The 23,487-nt window shown below is 68.2% G+C and carries 23 protein-coding genes and 1 pseudogene; 17 read left to right on the top strand and 7 right to left on the bottom strand.

What is annotated here, in order from left to right; genetic code table 11:
* The first annotated feature begins 113 nt into the window (after positions 1-113).
* A complete protein-coding gene (locus tag VFG33_RS37355) occupies positions 114-1,325 on the top strand; it encodes an alginate lyase family protein (RefSeq protein ID WP_325057755.1) in 1,212 nt (403 codons plus the stop codon).
* Positions 1,326-1,385: 60 nt separating this feature from the next.
* Here VFG33_RS37355 and VFG33_RS37350 read toward each other — a convergent pair whose 3' ends face one another.
* Positions 1,386-2,576, bottom strand: a complete 1,191-nt coding sequence (locus tag VFG33_RS37350) for a PucR family transcriptional regulator (RefSeq protein ID WP_325057754.1) — start codon at positions 2,574-2,576, stop codon at positions 1,386-1,388.
* A 151-nt stretch (positions 2,577-2,727) separates the two neighbouring features.
* On the opposite strand from VFG33_RS37350, the gene VFG33_RS37345 reads away from it, so the two are divergent.
* On the top strand, positions 2,728-3,576 hold the full coding sequence (locus tag VFG33_RS37345; RefSeq protein ID WP_325057753.1) for an SDR family oxidoreductase: 849 nt from the start codon (positions 2,728-2,730) through the stop codon (positions 3,574-3,576).
* Entirely contained in the window at positions 3,552-5,186 is a 1,635-nt protein-coding gene (locus tag VFG33_RS37340) for an AMP-binding protein (protein ID WP_325057752.1), read from the top strand. The genes VFG33_RS37345 and VFG33_RS37340 overlap by 25 nt, the downstream gene beginning before the upstream one ends.
* Here VFG33_RS37340 and VFG33_RS37335 read toward each other — a convergent pair.
* Positions 5,156-5,992, bottom strand: coding sequence for a siderophore-interacting protein (locus VFG33_RS37335; RefSeq protein WP_325057751.1), 837 nt, complete (start codon positions 5,990-5,992; stop codon positions 5,156-5,158). The two genes, VFG33_RS37340 and VFG33_RS37335, sit on opposite strands and share 31 nt — an antisense overlap.
* Positions 5,993-6,100: 108 nt before the next feature.
* Here VFG33_RS37335 and VFG33_RS37330 point away from each other — a divergent pair, with 108 nt between their 5' ends.
* The 6 genes from VFG33_RS37330 to VFG33_RS37305 are packed head-to-tail and all read left to right on the top strand — an operon-like array spanning position 6,101 to position 12,287.
* The gene (locus VFG33_RS37330; RefSeq protein ID WP_325057750.1) at positions 6,101-7,186 is read left to right on the top strand and encodes a FecCD family ABC transporter permease; all 1,086 of its coding nucleotides are present in this window, start codon (positions 6,101-6,103) and stop codon (positions 7,184-7,186) included.
* Entirely contained in the window at positions 7,186-8,235 is a 1,050-nt protein-coding gene (locus VFG33_RS37325; RefSeq protein WP_325057749.1) for a FecCD family ABC transporter permease, read from the top strand. Before VFG33_RS37330 ends, VFG33_RS37325 begins: the two co-directional genes overlap by 1 nt.
* Position 8,236: 1 nt before the next feature.
* Positions 8,237-9,121, top strand: coding sequence for an ABC transporter ATP-binding protein (locus VFG33_RS37320; RefSeq protein WP_325057748.1), 885 nt, complete (start codon positions 8,237-8,239; stop codon positions 9,119-9,121).
* Positions 9,122-9,142: 21 nt separating this feature from the next.
* Positions 9,143-10,180, top strand: coding sequence for an iron-siderophore ABC transporter substrate-binding protein (locus tag VFG33_RS37315; RefSeq protein ID WP_325057747.1), 1,038 nt, complete (start codon positions 9,143-9,145; stop codon positions 10,178-10,180).
* Entirely contained in the window at positions 10,177-11,214 is a 1,038-nt protein-coding gene (locus VFG33_RS37310; RefSeq protein ID WP_325057746.1) for a FecCD family ABC transporter permease, read from the top strand. The genes VFG33_RS37315 and VFG33_RS37310 overlap by 4 nt, the downstream gene beginning before the upstream one ends.
* Positions 11,211-12,287 (top strand): FecCD family ABC transporter permease, encoded by a 1,077-nt coding sequence (locus tag VFG33_RS37305; protein WP_325057745.1) that lies wholly within the window; start codon positions 11,211-11,213, stop codon positions 12,285-12,287. Before VFG33_RS37310 ends, VFG33_RS37305 begins: the two co-directional genes overlap by 4 nt.
* Before the next feature lie 3 nt (positions 12,288-12,290).
* Here VFG33_RS37305 and VFG33_RS37300 read toward each other — a convergent pair whose 3' ends face one another.
* Positions 12,291-13,337: a saccharopine dehydrogenase family protein gene (locus VFG33_RS37300; protein WP_325057744.1), complete on the bottom strand. Its 1,047-nt coding sequence runs from the start codon at positions 13,335-13,337 to the stop codon at positions 12,291-12,293.
* 128 nt (positions 13,338-13,465) lie between these two features.
* On the opposite strand from VFG33_RS37300, the gene VFG33_RS37295 reads away from it, so the two are divergent.
* Complete coding sequence (locus VFG33_RS37295; protein ID WP_325057743.1) at positions 13,466-14,395, top strand: AraC family transcriptional regulator; 930 nt, start codon at positions 13,466-13,468, stop codon at positions 14,393-14,395.
* On the opposite strand, the gene VFG33_RS37290 is transcribed toward VFG33_RS37295, so the two are convergent.
* The 3 genes from VFG33_RS37290 to VFG33_RS37280 all read right to left on the bottom strand — a co-directional run bounded on the left by VFG33_RS37290 (position 14,348) and on the right by VFG33_RS37280 (position 16,369).
* Positions 14,348-14,968, bottom strand: coding sequence for a DUF2238 domain-containing protein (locus VFG33_RS37290; RefSeq protein WP_325057742.1), 621 nt, complete (start codon positions 14,966-14,968; stop codon positions 14,348-14,350). The genes VFG33_RS37295 and VFG33_RS37290 overlap by 48 nt on opposite strands.
* Before the next feature lie 112 nt (positions 14,969-15,080).
* The gene (locus tag VFG33_RS37285) at positions 15,081-15,452 is read right to left on the bottom strand and encodes an FKBP-type peptidyl-prolyl cis-trans isomerase (protein ID WP_325057741.1); all 372 of its coding nucleotides are present in this window, start codon (positions 15,450-15,452) and stop codon (positions 15,081-15,083) included.
* Positions 15,453-15,499: 47 nt separating this feature from the next.
* On the bottom strand, positions 15,500-16,369 hold the full coding sequence (locus tag VFG33_RS37280) for an alpha/beta fold hydrolase (RefSeq protein ID WP_325057740.1): 870 nt from the start codon (positions 16,367-16,369) through the stop codon (positions 15,500-15,502).
* 102 nt (positions 16,370-16,471) lie between these two features.
* On the opposite strand from VFG33_RS37280, the gene VFG33_RS37275 reads away from it, so the two are divergent.
* The gene (locus tag VFG33_RS37275; protein WP_325057739.1) at positions 16,472-17,215 is read left to right on the top strand and encodes a hypothetical protein; all 744 of its coding nucleotides are present in this window, start codon (positions 16,472-16,474) and stop codon (positions 17,213-17,215) included.
* Between the two features lie 70 nt (positions 17,216-17,285).
* Here the strand turns inward: VFG33_RS37275 and VFG33_RS37270 are convergent, their stop codons facing one another.
* Positions 17,286-18,143, bottom strand: coding sequence for an SMP-30/gluconolactonase/LRE family protein (locus tag VFG33_RS37270; RefSeq protein WP_325057738.1), 858 nt, complete (start codon positions 18,141-18,143; stop codon positions 17,286-17,288).
* Between the two features lie 114 nt (positions 18,144-18,257).
* Between VFG33_RS37270 and purD the strand changes: the two genes are divergently transcribed.
* The 6 genes and pseudogenes from purD to VFG33_RS37240 form a co-directional block, all read left to right on the top strand.
* Complete coding sequence (gene purD / locus VFG33_RS37265) at positions 18,258-19,535, top strand: phosphoribosylamine--glycine ligase (RefSeq protein ID WP_325057737.1); 1,278 nt, start codon at positions 18,258-18,260, stop codon at positions 19,533-19,535.
* Positions 19,536-19,650: 115 nt separating this feature from the next.
* Entirely contained in the window at positions 19,651-21,087 is a 1,437-nt protein-coding gene (gene purB, locus VFG33_RS37260; RefSeq protein WP_325057736.1) for an adenylosuccinate lyase, read from the top strand.
* 3 nt (positions 21,088-21,090) lie between these two features.
* Positions 21,091-21,447, top strand: a complete 357-nt coding sequence (locus VFG33_RS37255; protein WP_325057735.1) for a hypothetical protein — start codon at positions 21,091-21,093, stop codon at positions 21,445-21,447.
* Position 21,448: 1 nt separating this feature from the next.
* Positions 21,449-21,877, top strand: coding sequence for a hypothetical protein (locus VFG33_RS37250; protein WP_325057734.1), 429 nt, complete (start codon positions 21,449-21,451; stop codon positions 21,875-21,877).
* A 90-nt stretch (positions 21,878-21,967) separates the two neighbouring features.
* Positions 21,968-23,194 carry a bifunctional glycosyltransferase family 2/GtrA family protein gene (locus tag VFG33_RS37245; protein WP_325057733.1) on the top strand — a complete coding sequence of 409 codons (1,227 nt, stop codon included), beginning with the start codon at positions 21,968-21,970 and terminating at the stop codon, positions 23,192-23,194.
* A pseudogene (locus VFG33_RS37240) lies at positions 23,194-23,487 on the top strand (glycosyl transferase); the annotation flags it as partial. The gene VFG33_RS37245 and the pseudogene VFG33_RS37240, both read left to right, overlap by 1 nt.

Here is a 23,487-nt window from a genome sequence, read left to right as displayed (position 1 = left end):
CCTCTCGCTCAGGATATTGACGTGTTCACACTCTGTCGTCAAACTTCCGAAAGGACCCTGCGGTAAGCGGGGGATATCGCGGGTCCGACCGCCCCCAAGAACAGGACACCGCCATGCGAAAGAAAGCACTGATCACCGCTGCCTGCGCGGCCATCGTGGCCGGGACCCTGAGCAGCCCCGCGCTCGCCGCTCCGAAGGCCGAACCCGCTGCCCAGGCGCCGACGGCCGTCCAGGCACCCGGCACCTTCACCCATCCCGGTGTCGGCGTCAGCCGCCAGCAACTCGACTTCGTCCGCGCGAAGGTCCAGGCCGGCGCGCAGCCGTGGACCAACGCGTACAACCAGGCGAAGAACAGCAACTACGGATCGCTGACCCGGACCCCGACGCCTCGTGCGGTGGTCGAGTGCGGCTCGTACTCGAACCCGAACTACGGCTGCACGAACGAGCGCGAGGACGCGATCGCGGCGTACACGGACGCTTTGATCTGGTACGTCACCCGGGACGATCGCTATGCGCAGAAGGCGATCCAGCTGATGGACGCCTGGTCCGCGACGCTGCAGGACCACACCAACAGCAACGCGCCGCTGCAGACCGCGTGGGCCGGATCGTCGTGGCCGAAGGCGGCCGAGATCATCAAGCATGTCTACGGCAACTGGCCGAACTCCGGCCGGTTCGGCACCATGCTGCGCAACGTCTACCTGCCGGAGATCATCAACGGCTCGAACTCCAACGGCAACTGGGAGTTGAGCATGACCGAGGCGATCCAGGGGATCGCGGTGTTCCTCGAGGACAAGACGGTCTACGACAAGGCGATCTCGCTGTACCGGGTCCGGGTGCCCGCCTTCGTCTACCTGGAGTCGGATGGCGCACTACCGAAGACCAAGCCGAGCCAGAACCTCAACACCACCGCCAAGATCGTCGCCTACTGGCAGGGCCAGAGCACCTTCGTCACCGGCCTGACCCAGGAGACCTGCCGTGACTTCGTGCACACCGGGTACGGCATCTCCGCGATCGGCCACGTGCTGGAGACGTCCCGGATCCAGGGCATCGACCTCTACCCAGAGTTCGGTGAGCGGCTGCGCCAGGCGCTCGGCTTCCAGTCCCGCTGGGAGCGCAACCTCGAAACGGTCCCGTCCTGGCTCTGCGGCGGCAGCGTGACCCGCGGTCTGGGCCCGATCACCGAGGTCGGCTACAACGCGATGCACACCCGCCTCGGCTACGCGATGGCCAACACCCAGGCCCTGACGGAGTCCCGCCGCCCGGCCGGCTCCAACAACCTCTTCGTGGCTTGGGAAACCCTCACCCACGCCGAAAACCCCTCCTAGTAAGTCGCTTACGTCCGAAGAACTGGAGGGACGTCTCTCCAGTTCTTCGGACGCAACGGATCAGGAGCCGGGGCCCGGTGGTGAGACGCGGAGGGCGTTGAGGGCCGTGACGATCTCGGCGAGATCTTGTGGGTTCCGCAGGGAGCGTTCGGTGAGGGTCTCGATTCGGCGGAGCCGGTAGCGGATCGTGTTGCTGTGACAGTGCAACTGCAGGGCGGTGCGATCGGTTGATCCCTCGTTCGCACACCAGCTCCGCAAGGTCCCGAGCAGCGTGGCGCGCTCGTGAACGCCGAGGGCGAGCAAGCCACCGAACACCGCGGTGGTGACCCGCCCGGCCTCGGCGGGAGCGGCGCTGACGAGCATCGCCAGCGGACTGGTGTCGTACTGGACCACCTTCCGGCCCTGATGGGTGAGAGTGGTCAGGGCGATCCGGGCGTCGTGCAGTGCTTGCGGAGCGTCGCGTAGATGCTCGAACAGTCCGCTGACGCCGAGGTCATGAGCGGCCCCACTCTCGAGATCGGCCAGTACGACGGACTCCGCAGTACCCGGGCCCGCTGACAGCAGGCCGGTCAGGGCATCGGGTCGCCAGCGCCAGGTCGTGTGAACACCATGCCGCCCCAGGCGGGCGTCGAGGTCCGCGGACGGCTCGGCCGAGGTGGTGACGACGATCAGGAACCGGCCGGTGAGCGGGACCCCGAGGGTCTCGGCGATCTCCCACAGCGTCGTCGTGTCGGTGGCTGAGCCGAGGAAGAGCGCGTCGAGCAGTGCGAGCCGGCGGTGTTCGAGCCGGACCGCGAGTTCCGTCGAGGTCGACCGGTAGGCGATGGCCAGTGCGTCGGTGCACTCACCGGCGAGGCGCCAGACCGTGGTCGCTGCATCGACCAGGATCGTGTCGTCGACTGTGCCGGTCGCCCGTGCCGTCTCCACCAGGTCATGCCAGAGGTGTTCGAAGCCGATCCGGAAGGCGCGGAGTACTTCGGGCAACGGCGCGCTCTGTTCGGCGCGTTCCCGGCCGGTGGCGCGGGCGACTTCGAGATTGAGCGGTGTCGAGGTGCTCAGACTCTGCAGGACGGGCACGAGGTTGTCGTGGACCGAACGGCGCAGGTCGACGTCGGTCACGTCGCCCTCGGAGTAGAACGGGAGCTCCCGGTAGACGAGCCGGCACATGGCCTCGACCACCGAGTCGAGCCGATCGAGCATCTGGTAGCCGAGCTCTGACAGCTCATCCCCGGCTGGTGCTTGTGCGCCCATCTCTGCAGCGTAAACCCGCAGGTCAGGAGTCGACGGTTGTCGCCACGGACAAAATCGGGCGTCGATCTCGATCCGCTCCCACATTGCCGGGGAGACAGCCTGGATCGAGGCTGCTAACAGCTTCCCTCGTCTGGTTGGAGAGTCATTTCTGATGAGAGACCACAGGGGCGAACTCACCGGACGGGTCGCCGTCGTGACCGGCGGAAGCCGGGGGATCGGACGGGCGCTGGTTCTTGCGCTCTCGGCTGCCGGGGCCGATGTAGTGGTGGCAGGCAAGAGCGAGACCGAGGACCCTCGGCTGCCCGGCACCATCTACTCCGTCACGGCGGAGGTGCGGTCTCTCGGTGGACGCGCACTCGCGGTCAAGACGGATGTCCGCAAGGAAGCGGAGGTCGAGAGGCTGATCCAACGGACCGTGGCTGAGTTCGGCCGGGCGGACATCGTCATCAGCAACGCCGGCGCGCTGTGGTGGGAACGCGTGATCGACACCCCGCCCAAACGGTACGACCTGATCTGGCAGGTCAACGTCCGCGCGGCCTACCTCGCCGCGTACTACGCGCTCCCGCACATGGTCCGCCAGGGGTGGGGCCACCTGCTCACCAACAGTCCTTCGATCACGACGACAGCCTCGCCCGGAAAGGCGGCGTACATGACGACGAAGATGGGGATGAGCCGGCTGATGGTCGGCATCGCCGCCGAGCACGAGCACGACAACATCGCCGCCAACGCCTTGTGGCCGGCGGCACCGATCGACACTGCGGCGACCCGGAACTGGGGTCGCGACAAGATGGGAGAGCCGGCCCAATGGCGGCGTCCGGAGATCTATGTCGACGCCGCATTGGAGATCCTGACCAGTGAGCCCCGGACGTGCACCGGGCGGATGGTCACGGACGAGGAGATCCTGACCGAGCGCGGCTGGTCCGCGGACGACCTGGACTCCTACTGGGTGACCGGACAGCCGCCGCTCGAGCCGCTGTGGATCGATGGGCGGGCAGTGTGATGGGCGCCTACCAGTCCACCGAGGCGACGGCCGGTGGACTCGTCCGGGACGAAACCGTCGGGTCGCTGCTGCGGGCGGCGGCCGAGCAGGCTCCCTCCGATGTCGCCCTGGTCGAGGGACTCCCCGACCCCGCGGCCCGCCGGCGCTGGCGGTACTCCGAACTGCTGGCGGAATCCGAGCAAGTCGCCCGCGCTCTGCTCGGCCGCTTCGCGCCCGGTGAGCGGGTGGCGGTCTGGGCGAACAACATCCCCGAGTGGGTGCTGCTCGAGATGGCCGCGGCGTTGTCCGGGTTGACGCTCGTCACCGTCAACCAGGCGTTGCGGAGCCAGGAGATCCGCCATGTGCTCGGGCAGTCCCGCTCTGCCGGCGTCTTCCTGGTCCGCGAGTACCGCGGCAATTCGCTGATCGAGACCCTCGAGGGGATCCGGTCCGACCTTCCCGAGCTGCGGACGGTGGTGCACCTCGAGGACTGGGCGGAGTTCCGCGAAAGTGGTTCTCCGACCGAGAAGCTCCCCGACGTACGACCGGAGGATCCCGCGCAGATCCAGTACACCTCGGGGACCACAGGAAGGCCGAAGGGCGCAGTACTGCGTCATCGTGGCATCACCAACAACGCGAGGTTGTCCTATGTCCGCGCCTTCGACATGCAGCCTGGCGAGGTCTTCATCAATCCGATGCCGTTGTTCCACACGGCGGGATGTGTGCAGGGGACCCTCGCGCCATTGGCCAGCCTGGGCACCCAGGTGCTTCTGCCCGGCTTCGACCCTGCGTTGCAGTTGCAGCTGACCGAGTCTGAACGGGCAGCCCAGCTCTGTGGCGTGCCCACGATGCTGCTCGGCATGCTCGCGCACCCGGCCTTCGCCGGCACGGACCTGTCCTCCGTGCGCTACGCCTTGTCGGGAGGTGCCACGGTCGCGCCTCACCTCGTACGGCGGATCGAAGAGGTCCTCGGGGTCCCGATGGCCATCGTCTATGCCCAGACGGAGGCCTCGCCGGTCATCACCATGACCGAGTTGGACGACTCGCCAGAGGATAGGGCGGAGACGATCGGACGACCGCTCCCCGGTGCCGAGGTGAAGATCGTCCGACCGGCCGGCGAGGACCTGGCCCGGCCTGGTGAGATCGGCGAGCTGTGCACCCGCGGCTACCACGTGATGGCCGGGTACTTCGACGATCCCGTGCAGACCTCCGCGGCCATCGACGAGGACGGCTGGCTGCATACCGGTGACCTGGCGAGCATGGACGAACGGGGGTACTGCCGGATCGAGGGCCGGCTCAAGGAGCTGATCATCCGCGGCGGCGAGAACATCTATCCGCGTGAGATCGAGCAGTTGCTCGCCGACCATCCAGCCGTCGCCGACGTCGCCGTGGTGGGGGTGCCCGACCCTGTCTGGGGAGAACAGGTCGCTGCTTTCGTCCGAACAGCGCCGGGCGCGACACCCGACGAACAAGAGCTGCTCGGCTACGTTCGCGCGCAGCTCGCCTCGCACAAGGCGCCGCGGATCTGGCGCTTCGTCGACGAGTTCCCGCTCACGGCCTCGGGCAAGATCCAGAAGTTCGCCCTACGGGACCAACTGGTTCAGACCTGGGGTTCGCCGCGCTTCCAGTAGCCCTGGAAGGAGATGGTCGACTTCGGCAGACCGACCGCGTTGACGAGGTGCCGGCGGACCTGCTTGATCATCGCGGACTCACCCGCGACCCAGGCGTAGTCGACATCGAACGGGAGACTCGACGACTTAAGGGCCTCTAGCAACGATTGCGGCGCATCGTCCGGACCGCCGGCCTGGGCGATCCAGGTGATGTCGGCTTCGCCGGGGGTCGGCAGTGGCCGGATGTCCCGAACGTCAGGCACCTCGACGAAAACAGTCGCCCGTACTGCGGGCGGCAGCTGCTCGAGGATCCCGGCCAGTGCGGGCAACGCGGTCTCGTCGGCGACCAGGACGCGGTGGACACTCGTTGCCGGCGGCACGTAGTCGACGCCGGACTGCAGCAGGCCCTTGGTGCTGGTGGTGTCCACGGCGAACGGCAGAATCAGTCCGACCGTCTCACCCGGCTGCGCCTCGCTCACCCAGGCCGAGGCGGGACCGTTCACCCCGTGCAGGACGAACTCGATGTCGAGCTCGGCCACCTCCGGGCGGAGCGCGCGGATCGTGTACGTCCGCATGATGAAGCGCTGCTCCACCTGGGTCGCGCACCACTCGGCATACCAGTCGTCGCCGGTCGGCAACCGCAGTTCGCTGCCGTCGGGCGGCGAGAACAGGATCTTGATCCGCTGGTCCGGCCCGGCGGTCACCACCTCGGCGATCCGGGGGGCGACGAAGGTCACCCGGCGCAGATGCGGGCTGACGTCGTCGACGGCCGCCACCGTGGCCAGGACGGAGTCGAACGCGATCGGGCGTTCGAGCACTGTGGTCATGCGAGCTTCTCCAACCGAGATGCAGGGGTTCAGATGCGGCCCGGTGAGCGATCGGGCTATTCTGAGGCGTCTAGAGGTTAGCCTTACCTAAGAGGATCCCAAAGTCCAATGCCCCCGCCGCCCGCCTTGCCGACCACAGCCGCGCCGCCGCCGGATTCCGCCACCGTCGACGCCCCGCGGCGGCGCCCGCGTACCCGCCGGGCCACCTTGGTCGCCGGGCTGATCGTCAGCGTCGCGGTGCTGCTGCTGATCTGCCTGCTGAGCATCGCCGTCGGCTCCAAACAGATCCCGCTCTCGACGGTCATCGACGCTCTCCGCCACTACAACGACGCGAACACCGATCACGTGATCGTACGGTCACTGCGAGTTCCGCGAACGGTGATCGGCCTGCTGGTCGGCGCCGCGCTCGGGTTGTCCGGCGCTCTGATGCAGGGCGTCACCCGCAACCCGTTGGCGGACCCGGGCATCCTCGGCGTGAACGGGGGAGCCGCCCTCTTCGTTGTAGGTGGCATCTACTGGTTCGGCCTGACCAGCCTCACGGCGTACGTCTGGCTGGCCTTCGCGGGCGCGGCAGCGGCCTCGGTCGCCGTCTACGCGCTGGGATCGCTTGGCCGGGAGGGTGCGACTCCCGTGAAGCTGGCGCTCGCCGGGGCCGCGATGACGGCGATGTTCGGTTCGCTGACGACCGCGCTGCTGATCGGGGACGTCGACACCTTCGACCAGTTCCGGTTCTGGTCGGTCGGCTCGCTGGCGGGCCGCGGCTCGGACATCGCGGGTCAGGTCGCGCCGTTCATCCTGATCGGCATCGTGCTCGCGCTGGTCTCGGGCCGGTTGCTGAACGCCCTCTCGCTGGGCGACGACGTGGCCCGCTCCCTCGGTCAGCGCGTCGGACTGGCGCGGCTGTTCACCGCGGTGACGGTCGTACTGCTCTGTGGCGCGGCGACGGCGGCCGCGGGACCGATCGGTTTCGTCGGCCTCACCATCCCGCATGTCGCTCGGCTCATCACGGGGCCCGACTACCGCTGGATCCTGCCGTACTCGATGGTGCTGGCCCCGATCCTGCTGCTCGGCTCGGACGTGCTCGGCCGGATCGTGGCGCAGCCCGGCGAACTCCAGGTCGGCATCGTCACCGCAGTACTGGGAGCGCCCTTCTTCATCGCCCTGGTCCGCCGCCGCAAGCTGGCGGACCTCTGATGGCGACCACCACAGCCGGTACGCCGGCCCAGCTGATCGCGCGATCCCGGGCTGTCCGCCAGGCGAGGTCGGTGCTCGTCATCACGATCGTCGGGATCGCCCTGTTCGCGACCTTCTGCGTCTCGTTGTCCCTGGGTGACTACAAGATCCCGGTGATCGACGTGGTGAAGACGCTGTTCGGCCAGGGCGACAAGGCGACCGAGTTCATCGTGAACCAGCTCCGCCTGCCGCGCGCCCTGACCGGCATCCTGGTCGGCGCCGCGCTCGGTCTGTCCGGTGCGATCTTCCAGAGCATCGCCCGCAACCCGCTGGCCAGCCCGGACATCATCGGCGTCACGTACGGCGCGAGCGCGTTCGCCGTGTTCGCCATCGTGACGCTCGGGCTGACCGGGGCCGCGGTGTCGGGTCTTGCGATCGCCGGAGCGCTGATCACGGCGTTCAGCATGTACATCCTCGCGTGGCGCCGCGGGGTCTCCAGCTACCGGCTGATCCTGGTCGGCATCGGGATCGGCGCGATCGCCATGAGCGTCACGTCGTACTTGTTGACCAAGGCAAGGGTCGAGATCGCCCAGCAGGCGCTGGTCTGGCTGACCGGCAGCCTGAACGGTGTCGACTGGTCAGAGGTGCGGGCCTTGACGATCGCCTTGGTCCTGCTGACGCCGCTGATGGTGCTCCTGGTCCATCGGTTGCGGATTCTCCAGCTCGGCGACGAAACGGCGTACGGGCTGGGGTTGCGGGTGGAGCGTTCGCGGCTGGGGTTGATCGTGATCGCGGTGCTGCTGGCGGCGGTTGCCACAGCGGCGGCCGGGCCGATTGGGTTCGTGGCGTTCGTGGCGCCGCCGATCGCGCGCTGGGTGACGCGTTCGCCGGGGCCGGCGATGATCGCGTCGGCCTTGATCGGCGCACTCGTGGTTGCGTTGTCCGACCTGCTCGCGCAGCACGCACTGGGGGATACCCAGTTGCCGGTCGGGGTGGTGACCGGCGTGGTGGGTGCGCCGTATCTGATGTTCTTGCTGGCCCGGGCCAACCGGGTGGGAAGTGGTGGCTGAAATGACGGAACACAGTCTGGCGGCGGAGAACCTCGCGGTCGGTTACGACCAGCGGGAGATCATCCACGACCTGTCGGTGCGGATCCCGGTCGGCAAGATCACCGTGATCGTCGGCGCGAACGCGTGCGGCAAGTCGACCCTGCTGAAGGCGTTGGCCCGCCTGCTCAAGCCCAGCCGGGGCACGGTGCTGCTGGACGGCAAGAGCATCCAGCAGATCCCGACCCGCGAGGTCGCCACCAAGCTCGGATTGTTGCCACAGTCACCTACCGCGCCGGAGGGGATCACGGTCGCCGACCTGGTCGGGCGTGGCCGCTATCCGCGGCAGGGCTGGATCCGGCAGTGGACCAAGGCGGACGACGAGGCGATCGCCGACGCGATGACGTCCACCGATGTGCTGGAGATCGCCGACCGGCCGATCGACGAACTGTCCGGTGGCCAGCGGCAGCGGGTCTGGATCGCGATGGCGCTGGCCCAGGAGACCAACATCCTGCTGCTGGACGAGCCGACGACGTTCCTCGACCTGACCCACCAGTTCGAAGTACTGGATCTGCTGGTCGATCTGAACAAGCGCGACGACCGGACCATCGTGCTGGTGCTGCACGACCTGAACCAGGCCTGCCGGTTCGGCGACCACCTGATCGCCCTGAAGGACGGCGCGATCGTTGCCGAGGGCAACCCGAGCGAGGTGATCACCGAGCAGGTCGTCGAGGACGTCTTCGGCCTGGCGGTCAAGATCATCCCCGACCCGGTCGCCGGTAGTCCGATGGTGGTGCCGGTCGGCCGCCATACAACCCGCAACGGCCAGGCGTCGCCGGACAACCCGGCCGCCAAGGCCCTCGCCGCCAGCGCGGCCGCCAACGGCATCTGCCGCCCGGCCGACCGCTGACCGATCTAAGGAACAACGCCTGTGTTGAAGTGGAAGGCCGCCCTGGCCGCGATGCTCGTCGGAACGCTGTTGGTGGGCTGCTCGCCGGCCTCAGGCAATGATGCGGGAGGAGACCGCAACCCGGTCATCGGGTCGTCCAAAGACGCTGACGACGGGCCCGCCGCCGCGCCGAGCGCCTTGGCCGAAGGGATGGGATCCACCGTCGCCCAGGACGGCACCTTCCCGCGGACCGTCACGCACTTCAAGGGCAGCAGCGTGCTGAAAGCCGCGCCGACGCGGATCGCGGTACTGAGCACCGGGCAGCTGGACGACCTGCTCTCCCTCGGATTGGTCCCGACGGCCACCACTCGCGCCACCAACGCCGGGCTGGTTCCCGACTACCTCGCCACCGCCTTCCCGCAGTACAAGGCGCAGCTGGCGAAGATGACCGATGCGGGCACGCGACAGGCGCCGAACCTGGAGACGCTCGCCGCGGCCAAGCCCGACCTGATCCTCGCCAACGACTCGCTCGGCGAGCTCTACCCCAAGCTCTCGAAGATCGCGCCGACCGTCGTCACGGCCGGCAACGGCATCAACTGGAAGCGCGACCTGCTGCTCGTCGGCGACGCCGTCGGCAAGGGACAGCAGGCCAAGCAACTGGTCGATGGCATCGCCGCCGACGCGGCCGCGCGCGGCAAGGAGCTCGGTGGCGTCACCGTGTCCATGCTGCGGTTCACGCCCGACCGAACCCGGATGTTCGGCGTCTCGTCCTTCACTGGGTCGATCGCCGTGGACATGGGACTCGGGCGGCCGTCGTCCCAACAGTTCAAGGCGATCTCGGAAGACATCGGGGCCGAGAGCATCGATACCGCCGACGGGGACTGGATCTTCTATTCCGTGCAGGGCGACCCCGACAAGACCGACGCGGCGAGCGTGCTGGCAGGCCCGCTGTGGAAGTCCATGAAGGCCGTCACGACCGGGCACGCGGTCAAGGTCGACGACGATCCCTGGTACCTGAACGCGGGGCCGGCCGCAGCCCGCCTCGTCGTACAACAGCTCGCCGAGCACATCGGCAAGTGAGCACCCGGTTGGGCCGACTTGCTCCGGGTCGCCGACGGTGGTTCGTACGGCGCGCCAGCATCGCCTGGCCGGTGGCCGTCCTCGTGGTTGCAGCAGTCGCGTTGCTCAGCCTCGCCGTCGGCACCCGGCCGGTTCCGCTCTCCGCCGTACTGGACGCGCTGCTGCACGGCGGGACCACACCGGACGCCCTGGTCGTGCTGTCGCTGCGGGTGCCGCGGACTGAGATCGGGCTGACCGCGGGTGCCGCCCTCGGGCTCGCCGGTGCCTCGCTGCAGGCCGTCACCCGTAACCCGCTCGCCGACCCCGGCATCCTCGGGCTGAGCCAGGGCGCGGCGGCGGGCGTGGTGTTCGCCATCGCGCTGGGGCTCGCGAACGGCTTCAGCGGATATGTCTGGTACGCCTTCGCTGGTGCGGTCGTCGCCGCCTGGCTCGTGTACGCGATCGCTTCGCGCGGACGGGGTGGCGCCTCGCCCGTGAAGCTCGCTCTGGCCGGCACTGCACTGGCCGCGATGACGGCCGGGGCCACCACTGTTGTCCTCACTTCCAGCTCCGCGACGCTGGACCAGTTCCGCTTCTGGCAGGTGGGGGCGCTCAGTGGGCGCGATGCCGACACCGTGGGGAAGATGCTGCCGTTCCTTGTCGTCGGGGCGCTGATCGTGCTGGCCTGCGCCCGCGGCCTCGACGCCCTCGAACTCGGCGACGACACGGCTCGGGCGCTCGGACACCGGGTGCTTCTCGTTCGTGGGTCAGCGGCCCTCGGCGCGACCCTGCTGACGGCGGCCGCGGTGGCCGCCGCCGGGCCGATCGCCTTCGTCGGGCTCGCCGTACCTCACCTCGCTCGCCGTCTCGTCCCGGCGGGCAACCGCCAGGTGCTCCCGCTGTCCGCTCTCCTCGGCGCCGCCCTGCTGCTGGCCGCCGACGTGGCCGGCCGCGTGGTCCGAGCCCCGGCAGAAGTCCCCGCAGGAGTCATGACCGCGCTGGTTGGCGTGCCGGTCCTGGTAGTCCTCGTACGCCGGAAGGTCGCCGGCGCGTGAGCACCCGGTCCCGTACGGCGGCCGCCAGCGGGCGTGGTCTCCCTGACGGGATCGCCATACTCCGGCCCCGGCCGCACCTGTCCCTCCTCCTGCACCGACGGTCCGCCGTCATCGCCGTTGTGCTTCTGATCCTTCTCCTTGTCGTGATGGGCGTCGCGGTCTGTGTCGGGCAGAGCTTCGTGTCGCCGCGCGCGGCATGGCGGACCGTGGTCGACGGCGGCGGGCCGTACGACCTCGTCGTCAATGAGCTGCGGCTGCCGCGGATCGTCCTCGGCGCGCTGGTCGGAGCCGCGCTCGGCGCTGCCGGGGCGCTGGTACAGACGGTGGCGCGCAATCCGCTGGCCAGCCCGGACGTCATCGGCGTCGGTCACGGGGCTGCGGCTGCGACCGTGCTCGCTTTGGCCACCGGCGCAGTGACTTCTCCGGGGGCGATGCCGGTCGTCTCTGTCGCGGGCGGTCTCGCGGCGGCGGCGCTCGTGTACGTGCTCGCGTGGCGTCGTGGGATGCACGCGAACCGGTTCGTGCTGATCGGAGTCGGGATCGGAGTTGCGCTCTCGGCCGTCGTCCAGCTCTATCTCGCCGACACTCAGTTGGAGGCCGCCGAGCAGCTGAAGCTGTGGCTCACCGGGAGTCTCAACGGGCGAGGCTGGGAGCAGGCCGGGCCGCTGGCCGTCGTACTCGTGCTGTGTCTGCCCGCGCTGGTGTGGGCAGGGCGGGCGATGCGGCCGATGGGATTCAACGATGACACGGCGTCCGCGCTCGGAGTACGGGTGCAGCGGACACGGCTCGGGCTGACCGTCCTCGGGGTCGTCCTCGCAGCTACCGCCACCGGCGCCGCGGGTCCCATCGGGTTCGTCGCCCTCACCGCGCCGCAGCTTGCCCGAAGGCTCACCCGTCGGCCCGAGCTGCCGCTGCTCTGCTCGGCGTTGACGGGAGCGGTGGTGCTGGTGGCCGCCGATCTGGCTGCCCGTACGGTGCTGCCGCCCTTGGAGATACCGGTGGGCGCGCTCACGGCGCTCGTCGGCGGCCCCTATCTACTGTGGCTCCTGGGCCGCGCCAACGAACGCCGATGACTTTCAGGCTGGGGTGATTGTCCAGGTGACACCGTGGGGGGCGAGTGAGTTGAGGAAGCCGGAGGGGTCGAAGGCCTGGGCTGGTGCGAGGACTCCTCGGGTCGTCGTGGTTCCGGCGAGGCGCCGGGCGCCCTCGGCGGCGATCACGGCGGTGGTCCCGTAGGTGTCGGCTCCCGTCACCACTCCACGAACATGCCGCCCGGTGATGCTGACGGCCTCGACCAGCACCGTGAAGCGTTGGCTGCTCCGACCCTCGGCAGTCGGTCCCTCCGGCAGGCCATCGACCACGTCGGCACTGACGCCTCCGGACAACCGGGCTGCCACCGACTCCTCGACCACCCCCAAGACCCGCCGAACGCTGACATGCCGGGGGACGGTGACGACCTCCGGCAGCGGGAACGTGACCGCCGGAGTCGGCTCAGCACTGCCGGGGAAGGTCATGACGGTCCGGCCCGCCGGAGTACCGCTGGTCCAGACGCCGTCGGCATAGCGGAGACCGCCTTGTCTGAGATCCGCCAGCGTCACCAGTCCGCTGCGCAGGGATCCGCGTGACGGAGGCTCGCCGTTTCCGGTGATCAGGTGAGCGGTCGTGAGTTCCTCGAGTGGCCCCAGGCGTTCGGCGAGCAGGTGTGCGATCAAGTCACCTGGTACTCCGCCATCGGTCATCGCCGGCACCACGGTCACACCGGCCCGCTCGGCCTCTGGACTGACAGTGTCGAAGATCCGCTGGAGGTAGAGCTGTTCCCCCGCAGTGTCGAGGTAGTGGCAACCGGCTTCGACGGCGGCGCGGACCACTGCCACTCCCGAGTTGGTGAACGGACCAGCGCAGTTGATCACCACGTCGACACCGCGGAAGGCCGCAGCGAGGGCGGTCGGATCGTCGGTAGCCGCCTGCCGCAGTTCGGTGTCCGGGACTCCGCTTGCTTTGGCGGCGTCCTGCAGTCGGGTGAGATCTCGACCGACCATGACCAGGTCGAGGTCCTGCCGGGCCAGCTCGGCGGTAACCAGTTTGCCTTGGTAGCCGTTGGCGCCGTACACAGCGATCGTCACAGCGAAACTCCTGTTCAGTGGATGGATGTTTCCACCGTAGGAGCGCCGGCTGAGACGGCCCAGCTGCTTGCGTCTCGGTTTCCTCAGCGATCGTCTTGCTGACCGCCTGGAACGAATACGCTGGCTGAATGGATGTGCTCAGCGACGCGATCACCGCGATCCGGACCGGGCGACCGCACTCCGGGCGGGTGGAGCGGCACGCGCCTTTCCATCGACTGTTCCCGCCGGCCCAGGGGGCCGGATTCCACGTCGTCCTGCAGGGCTCCTGCTGGCTGATCCGCCCCGATGACCCACCGCTACCGTTGGCTGCCGGCGACGTCGTCTTTCTCCCCCACGGCACGAGCCTGGCGCTGGCAGACAGCCCCTCCACACCGTTGACCGCCGAGCAGCCAAGCTCAGGGCCGGTGGGGGCGCCGACTGTCCTGCTGTGTGGCGCCTACTTGTTCGATCGAACGCGGTCACATCCGTTGCTCGGTGACCTTCCCGAGGTCATCTACCTGCCCGCCCGGATCGGACACCATCCAGCCTTGCGCACGGCGGTGGAGATGCTCGGTGCCGAGTTGGAACAACCCGGTGCAGGAACCGACGCCGTAGTACAGGCGCTTCTCGACCTGTTGTTGCTCCAGATGCTGCGGGCCTGGCTCCAGGAGCAGTCCGACAGTCGGGCCGGTACTGGGTGGGTGGCAGCGTTGAACGATCCGGCGATCGCAGCAGCCCTACACGCCATCCACAGCGACCTCGCCCGGCCGTGGACCGTGCACGACCTGGGCGCGGTGGCCGGGTTGTCCAGGGCAGCCTTCTCCCGCAGGTTCACCGCGCTCGTCGGCCGACCGCCGCTGACCTATCTGACCTGGTGGCGGATGACCATCGCCGGGCGTCTGCTCCGTGCCTCGGATGCGGCCTTGAGCGTGATCGCCCGTCAGGTTGGTTACGGCTCCGAGTTCGCGTTCGCGTCCGCCTTCAAGCGCGAGCACGGCGTGACCACCGGCCAGTACAGGCGAGCGGGTAGCTCATCGAGCCCGTCGGCTGTGTACCTGGAAGAGGATGAGGGCGGCTAGCAGGGCGCCCAGGGTGCCGAGGGCGAGGTCGCCGAGGGTGTCCGTGTACGCCGTTTGAAGTTCTTCCGAGTGACGGACGAACGCGTAGTACTCGCCCAGTTCCCAGATCACCGCGGCGGTGGCTCCGAATCCGAGGGCGACGAAGGTGGTGATACCGCGGGACAGAGTGCGGGGAACGAAGGCGATCAGCACGCCGGCTGTGAGCAGGCCCCACAGGATGAAGTGCATCGCGTCGTCCCACCAGCTGATCGTGTCGAACAGGTTCAGCCGGTTGCCGATCAGGTCGATCAACCAGGGCAGCGTTATCAGCAGATCCGCGGGCCAGGGGAAACGCTCGTGCAGCCGGCTCCTGGTGCGACCGTAGGCCCACCACCACAGCGGCAGCACCATCGCGCCGACGGGGTAGACGATCAGGCGTGCGGTCGACGCCTTGCCCTTGATCCCGCTCAGGTCCGGCCAGATCAATGCCGACAGCAACAACATGAACAACACGGCTTTGGCGCCGAGAGCAACGAACTGCAGCGCCCTGCGCCTGTTCTCAGTGGGCACCGTGGTGGCAACCATCGTCGTCATACCTCCAGTCCAACCCACCCGGGCGGTACTGCGCTTGAGTATGACTACGCAAAAGAAAGGCCCCCGGTTAGCGTCAGTGTGACGCAACCGGGGGCCTGATCGGTGGAAGGTGTCAGCTCACGCTGATCAGGTCGACGACGAAGATCAGGGTCTCGCCGGGCTTGATCGCGCCGCCCGCGCCGCGGTCGCCGTACCCGAGGTGGGGCGGGATGACCAGCTTGCGCCGGCCGCCCACCTTCATGCCCTGGACACCGGTGTCCCAGCCCTGGATGACCTGGCCGACGCCGAGCTGGAAGGCCAGCGGCGCGCCGCGGTTGTAGGAGGCGTCGAACTCCTCGCCGGTGGAGTGGGCCACGCCTACGTAGTGCACGTTCACGCGGGAGCCGGCCTTGGCCTCGGCGCCGTCGCCCTCGGTGATGTCGGTGATCTCCAGATCCGCCGGGGGCGGGCCGTCCGGAAAGTCGATCTCAGGCTTGTCAGTCATACCCCCAGCTAAGCAGATCCACAGAACCACGCCAGGCCCGGGGATCCTCAGCCGGCCAGGACCTCCCGCAGCTTCGCGGCGAACTCCGTCGGCTTACCGGGCATCCCGTACTCGTCCCCGAGGAACCCGCCGTGGTTGCTCGGGAAGGTCACCGGCGTGGTCCCGAGCCGCTCGGCAACCGCCTTCCCGCCGCGGCCGGCGAGCTGGGCCCCCGACTCCTCGCCGACGCCGATCACGATCCGGTCCTTCGCCTTCTCGAGCGCGTCGAAGTCCGGCTGGTACGACGTACAGCCGCGGATGTTCTGCCCCAGCAGGGCGTCATCGCGGGAACCGTCGTCCGTGGCCGGCAGGCCGAACATCGCCGGGTCCGGCGCGGGCTGGTCGGCGTAGTCGGATGGGATCTCGCCGTCGAAGCTGACGAGTGCGATGAACTTGGCCATCCCCGCGCCCAGGCCGTCGCGCTGGTAGGTCTGGTAGATGTCCTCGTTCGCAGCCATCGCGTTCTCGTGGTCCGGGAGGATGGTCCCCAGCGGAGGTTCGTGCGCGACCAGTTTGTGCACCAGATCGGGTCGCTGGGCGATCAGCGCGAGTGCGTTCACCGCGCCGCCGCTGCTCGCGAAGATCTCGACCGGACCTTGGTCGAGCGCCTCGATCAAGGCGGCCAGATCGCTCGCGTGGTCATTCGGGGACAACTCCCCGGACCCGTCGGACCGAACGCTGCGCTCCACCCCCCGAGGGTCGTACGTGACGACCGTCCGGTCGGTGAAGTTCGACGCCAGGGTCGGGAAGCCGCTCGCGCCCATCGGGGACCCGATGACCAGCAGTACCGGCTGGTCCCGCTCGACCAGGTCGCCCCTTACGTCGTATGTCAGGACCGCCCCGGGGACGTCCAAGGTGTGGGTGACAGGCTCCGGCATCACAGCTCCTCAAGTCCTAAACAGTCTGCTTTCACCGGGAGCCTAGACGCGCCGGCGGTCCCCGGACACCGTTGGACCTTCGTGGAGCTAGCGTCGGTCTCCATGGGGAAGAGACTCGCGATCCTGTCATCGGCCGCCGCGCTGCTACTCACGGTCGTCGCCAGTACTGCGCCAGCCGGCGCGGCGCGGGCGTCCGCAGTACAGGCTGAGGCTGAGAACTACGGGCAGTACTCGCTGATGTTCGAGAAGGCCGCCGGGCAGTACTGGGCGGGCGGGGCCGCGGCAGGTCAGTGGGCGTGGACGCCGCTGAGCGCAACCACCAGCGACATCTCCTGGGGCGACCCGGCAACCTGGCCGCCGAAGTCCGCCGAGCGCTTCATCCACGACGGCGACTGGGTCCTCCTCGACGGCTACAACGACGGCGCCGGCCGCCCACTGACCCAGATCCAGCGCGTCACCTCGGAAAAGCTCGGCGACGCCAACTGCGCAGGCATGAGCCCTATCCCGTCAGCCGGCGGCAAACAGCACTACGTGAAATGGAACATCCCCGCAACCGGCTACTGCCTAGACGCTGTGGGCACCATCAAACCCCCGAACGGCTCCACCACCGTCAACTTCCGCCACCTCCAAAAGTGGTCCCCACCCCACCCCTGCTCCAACACCTACTTCACCAACCAGACCTGCATAACCCAGTTCGAGCAATGGTGGGACGACAACCAGCACCCCTACGCCCTCCAACTACAACGCACCTTGGAGATCGCCCGCGGCCTAGGCCCCGCCTTCACCAACCACACCACAACCCCCATCACCTGGACCGCCAACGCCCGCTACTACTGGCACTACTGAAAACACACAACGTCCGAAGAACCTTGTGTCATAGCCCAAGGTTCTTCGGACGTTAGCGAGCAGAGGGCCTTTACGGCCAGCCGGCTTTGGGGGTGGGGGCTGGGGTTGTTAGGAGTTGGCCGGTTCGGGGGCCGGTGAGGAGGCGGGTGAGGTTGTCGTCGAAGGGCTCTTGCATGTGCCAGTCGGCGGTGAGGAGGAAGAGGGTACGGCCGTCGTCGCCGCCGAGGGCGCAGGCGAAGCAGGCCCGGTCGACCAGGACGGTGTCGAGGATCTCGCCGCCTTCGGCGATGCGTTGGCAGGCCGGATCGCCGCCCGCCCAGCTCGGTGCCCAGATGGCGCCGTCGGCGTCGATGGAGATGCCGTCGCCGGTGCGTGGGGCCCAGACCCGGCGGTTCGAGAGCGTGCCATCGGCGGCGATGTCGTACGCCGTGAGTTGGCTGGCGAACGACTCCACGACGACGAGGGTGGAGTCGTCGGGCGTCACCACCATGCCATTGGGGAAGGCGAGTTCGTCGGCGACCCGGCGTACCGAACCGTCGGGGGTGATCAGCAGGATGAAGCCGGGCCGTTCGCCGGCAGCCGGCTGGAAGTCGCAGCCGCCGTTGACGTAGATGTTGCCGCGCCCGTCGACGACGATCTCGTTGCAACTGGTATCGCTGAGATCCGCGTGCAGCGCGAGAGTGCCGTCGGGTTCCTGACGTAACAAGTCACCTTCCACGCCGGAGACCACGAGCAGGCGCCCGTCCGGCAGCCAGTCGATGGAGAACGGAATCGTGGTCGGGACTGTCGCCATCACCTCGCTCTTCCCGGCGGTGTCCACGGCGATGACTTCCTGCGTTCCCCAGTTCGAGAACCACAGGCGGCCGTCGTGCCACCGCGCCGACTCTCCGATCACGAGCCCGGTCAGTAGAACCTCTGGTGCGGACATGGAAACTCCTCCGTCTGTTGGACCTTGTCTTACCCCCTACACGAACCGCAGCGGCCTGGATCGACAACGACCGAAAAACAATCTGGGCTCCGGTGTGCACTAGGCTCGTGCGACGTGAAGGTTCTAGTCATCGGCACTGGCGGCCGTGAGCATGCACTGGTCTGGGCGCTCAGCCAGGACCCGGGAGTCGAGCAGGTCGTCGCTGCACCGGGGAACCCTGGGATCGCGACCTTGCAGCCGGCGTACGACGGGCAAACGATCGTTTGCCGTCCGGTGGACATGGCGGATCACGATGCGGTGGTCGCGTTGGCGGTCGAGTTCGGCGCCGAGCTGGTGGTCATCGGACCCGAGGCGCCGCTGGTCGCCGGGCTGGCCGATCCGTTGCGTGATGCCGGTATCGCCGTGTTCGGTCCGTCGAAGGAGGCGGCCCAGATCGAGGGGTCGAAGGCCTTCGCCAAGGACGTGATGGCTGCCGCGAGTGTCCCGACCGGTCGCGCCTACGTCTGTACTACGCCGGAACAGGCCGCCGAGGCGATCGATGCCTTCGGCCCCCCTTATGTGGTCAAGGACGATGCGCTTGCCGCAGGCAAGGGAGTTGTCGTCACCTCGGACCGCGCGGAAGCGTTGGAGCACGCGGCCGGCTGCGAGCAGGTACTGATCGAGGAGTTCCTGGACGGGCCCGAGGTGTCGCTGTTCGCGATCACCGACGGTCGGACGGTGCTGCCGATGCAGCCCGCGCAGGACTTCAAACGCCTTGGTGACAACGACGAAGGCCCCAATACGGGCGGCATGGGCGCGTACACTCCGTTGCCCTGGGCACCGGAAGGCCTGGTCGAGGAGATCACCGAAAACGTCCTGCAGCCGACCATCGACGAGCTGCGCAAGCGCGGTACGCCGTTCAGCGGCCTCCTGTACGCCGGACTCGCACTGACCTCCCGTGGTGTCCGGGTGATCGAGTTCAACTGCCGCTTCGGTGATCCCGAGACGCAGGCGTTGCTCCCGCTCCTCAAGACCCCGCTCGGCGCACTCCTGTACGCCGCGGCCACGGGCAAACTGGATAGCCGGGAGCCCCTCAGCTGGAAGACCGGCTCGGCCGTCGCCGTCGTGGTCGCCTCGAAGCGGTACCCGGCCAACCCCCGCACCGGGGACCCGATCACCGGCATCGACCAGGCCGAGGCAGGCGGCGTCCGCGTCTTCCACGCCGGCACTGCGCTCGAAAACGGCGAACTGGTCACCGCAGGCGGCCGCGTCCTCGCAGTCACCGCCACCGGCAAGGACCTCGACGAGGCCCGCCAACGCGCCTACGCCGGCATCGCCCAGATCCGCATCAAGGGCTCCCAACACCGCACCGACATCGCCTTGAAAGCGGCCCGCGGCGAAGTCACCGTCTGACCCACCGCTTACGTCCGAAGAACTGGAGGGCCTGCCCCGCGGTTCTTCGGACGCAAGGGTGTGTTCGGAGCTACCCGCGGAGGGCGGAATTCCGGCGAGCAGGGACAATGGGGGGGTGTCGAAACCCAGTAAGCCCAGGATTCCCAATGTTCTTGCTGCGCGCTATGCCAGTTTGTCGATGGCTCAGTTGTGGTCGCCGGAGTACAAGATCGTGCTCGAGCGACAGCTGTGGCTGGCGGTGCTGAGTGCGCAGAAGGACTTCGGGGTGGCGGTGCCGGACGGGGTGATCGAGGACTACCAGCGGGTGCTGAACGACGTCGACCTGGAGTCGATCGCGGCGCGGGAGCGGGTCACGCGGCATGACGTGAAGGCTCGGATCGAGGAGTTCAACGCTCTCGCCGGGCACGAGCACGTGCACAAGGGGATGACGAGTCGCGACCTGACCGAGAACGTCGAGCAACTCCAGATCCGCGCGAGCCTCGAACTGGTCCGCGATCGCGCGGTGGCGACCGTAGTCCAGCTGGGCCAGAAGGCGGCGGAGAACGCGGCGCTGGTGATGACGGGCCGCTCACATAACGTCGCGGCCCAGGCGACCACGCTCGGCAAGCGGTTCGCGTCGGCGGCGGATGAGTTGCTGGTCGCGATCACCCGGCTGGAGGAGCTGATCGCGCGGTACCCGCTGCGCGGCATCAAGGGCCCGGTCGGTACTTCGCAGGACATGCTCGACCTGTTCGGCGGCAACGAGAAGCTGCTCGCCGGGCTCGAGGCGGAAGTGGCTCAGCACCTCGGGTTCAACCGGGTGCTGACCAGCGTCGGCCAGATCTACCCGCGCTCGCTCGACTACGAGGTCGTCTCCGCGCTGGTCCAACTGGCGGCGGGTCCGTCCAGTCTGGCGATCACGATCCGGCTGATGGCCGGCAACGAGCTGGTGACCGAGGGCTTCAAGGAGGGCCAGGTCGGTTCGTCGGCGATGCCGCACAAGATGAACACCCGGTCCTGTGAGCGGGTGAACGGCCTGGCGGTGATCCTGCGTGGTTACGCCTCGATGGCAGGCGAGCTCGCAGGGAGCCAGTGGAACGAGGGCGACGTCTTCTGTTCCGTCGTACGGCGGGTCGCCCTGCCCGACGCATTCTTCGCGCTGGACGGACTGTTCGAGACGTTCTTGACGGTGCTGGACGAGTTCGGCGTGTACCCGGCCGTGATCGACCGCGAGCTGGAGCGGTACCTGCCGTTCCTCACCACCACCAAGGTGCTGATGGCGGCGGTGAAGAACGGCGTCGGCCGGGAGACCGCGCACGAGGTGATCAAGGAGCACGCGGTCGCGATGGCGCTGGACCTGCGCAAGGGATCGACGGAGAACGACCTGTTCCGCCGGCTCGGCGACGACGGCCGGCTCGGGCTGACCGAACAGCAGATCGTCGGGATCGTGGGGGAGCCGCTGTCGTTCACCGGCGCGGCCGTTGCCCAGGTGAACGCGGTGGTTGCCAAGATCGACCAGCTCGCCAAGCGCTACCCCGAGGCCGCTGCCTACACGCCGGGTGACATCCTCTAGCTCGTGTTCGAACCACTCACCTGGGCGCTCGTCGCGCTCGCGCTGGCCGCAATGGTCTACGCGGCCGTGCTGACTGCCCTGGATCGTCGGATCAACTGGACGTTGCTGGGTGCCCTCGGTGTCATCGAGCTGGTGTTGCTGGCCCAGCTCGTGGTCGGGATCGTCCAGTTGGTGAACACGGACCAGAACGTGTCCGGTGTGCTTTTCATCGGCTACCTGATCGGCTCGCTGATCGTGCTGCCGCTGGGTGCACTGTGGGCGCTGGCGGAGAGCAGCCGGTGGGGCGCGGGTGCTTTGGCGGTTGCCTGCCTGGTGATCCCGGTGCTCGAGCTGCGGATGTACGAGATCTGGACCGCCTGAGGTGGCCGACCCCAGCCCGAACGGCCCCAGCGCGACCAGGCATGACCCCAGCGCGACCAGGCACGGGCCTGGCCGGATCTTGATCCTGGTGTACGGGATCTTCGCGTTGTCGGCGACCGCGCGCGCCGGAGTACAGATCGCGACGCAGTTCTCCGAGGCGCCGATCGCCTACCTGCTGTCGGCCCTTGCCGCGGTCATCTATTGCGCTGCCACGTTCGCCCTGGCCCGGGCGACCTGGTTCTCCCGCCGGGTGGCGACGGTGGCGATCCTGATCGAGCTCGTCGGCGTCGTCGGGATCGGGGCGTTCAGCTACGCGGTCCCGGACGACTTCCCGCAGGCGACTGTCTGGTCCCACTTCGGCCAGGGCTACGGATTCGTCCCGCTGGTCCTGCCGATCCTCGGTCTGCTCTGGCTACGCCGTACCAGCTGAAGTACGCCGGCTAGTCACGCTCCGCAACTGCCAGGGAACTCCCAGGTCAGCGGAGGGGTTGCCTCAGGTTCGCCGGAGAGCATCGGAGGCATGCAGAACACAGGTCGTCCTCGGGTCGAGATCGTCGTGCCCGTGCGCAATGAGGAAAACGACCTCGGCCCGAATATCCGGCGGCTCCGGTACTTCCTGGACACTGCCTTCCCTTTTGACGCCGAGGTCTGCATCGCCGACAACGGCAGTACCGATGCCACGTTCGAGATCGGCACCCTGCTCTCGACCGAACTGCCCGGCGTCCGGATCGTCCGGATCGACCTCCCCGGCCGGGGCCGGGCGCTGAAACAGGTCTGGTCCGAGAGCCGTGCCGACGTGCTGGCCTACATGGACGTTGACTTGTCGACAAACCTGAACGCGCTGCTGCCGTTGGTGGCGCCGCTGATGGCCGGCCACAGTGACGTTGCCATCGGCACCCGGCTCGTGCACGGCTCCCGGGTGGTCCGGCGGCCGAAGCGGGAGTTCATCTCGCGCACCTACAACCTGTTGCTGCGGGCAACCTTGGGGACCCGCTTCTCGGACGCGCAGTGCGGGTTCAAGGCGATCCGCGCGGACGTGGCCCATCAGCTGCTGCCGTTGGTGGAGGACACCAGTTGGTTCTTCGACACCGAACTGCTGGTGCTGGCCGAGCGGGCGGGGCTGCGGATCCACGAGGTCCCGGTGGACTGGATCGACGATCTCGACTCGCGGGTGGCGATCGCCAAGACCGTCACCGACGACCTGCGCGGGATCCTCCGGCTCAGCCGGACCGCCAGCAGTCTCCCGCTCGAGGGCGTCCGGGAGGCGTTTGGCCGGCCACGCATCGCAGATCCCCGTACGGCGCTGGCCGCGCGGATCCTGCGGTTCGCCTTCGTCGGCGTGATCAGCACCCTCGCCTACATCCTGCTCTATCTCGTACTGCGGCAAGCGATGCCGGCCCAGTTCGCGAACCTGCTGGCCCTGCTGATCACGGCTGTCGGCAACACCGCGCTGAACCGCCGGATCACCTTCGGCGTCCGCGGCGTGGAGAACCGCACCCGTCACCATTTGCGCGGGCTGCTCACGTTCTTCATCGGCTGGAGCCTGACGGCCTCGTCGTTGTGGCTGTTGCACACGGCCGTCGCGGCGCCGGCGCAATCGGTCGAGATCATCGTGCTGACGGCCGCGAACCTGGCCGCGACGGTGGTCCGCTTCAGCCTCTTCCAGGCCTGGGTCTTCGACGATGAGGCACCCACATTGCCCACCTTCGAACCCCCGGCGGTTCTCGACAACTCGCGGAGCAATTGATGAGCACACTGACCGATCCGAGATCCGTCCCCGGCGGGAGTCACGCCGCCGACCGACGAGCGGGGCCACGTGCGCTTGTCTCGGCGTACGCGATCACTCGCGACAGATCCCTGTTCGGCGGCCTGTTGCTGCTGACCCTGATCGCCTACCTGTGGGGCCTGTCCAAGAACGGCTACGCCAACGAGTACTACGCGATGGCGGTGCAAGCGGGCTCCACCAGTTGGAAGGCGTGGTTCTTCGGCTCGCTGGATGCCTCGAACTTCATCACGGTGGACAAGACCCCGGCCTCGCTG

This window comes from Kribbella sp., assembly GCF_035687465.1.
In the GTDB taxonomy this organism is placed as follows: Bacteria; Actinomycetota; Actinomycetes; order Propionibacteriales; family Kribbellaceae; genus Kribbella.
This window is presented reverse-complemented; position numbering and strand designations above follow the sequence as displayed.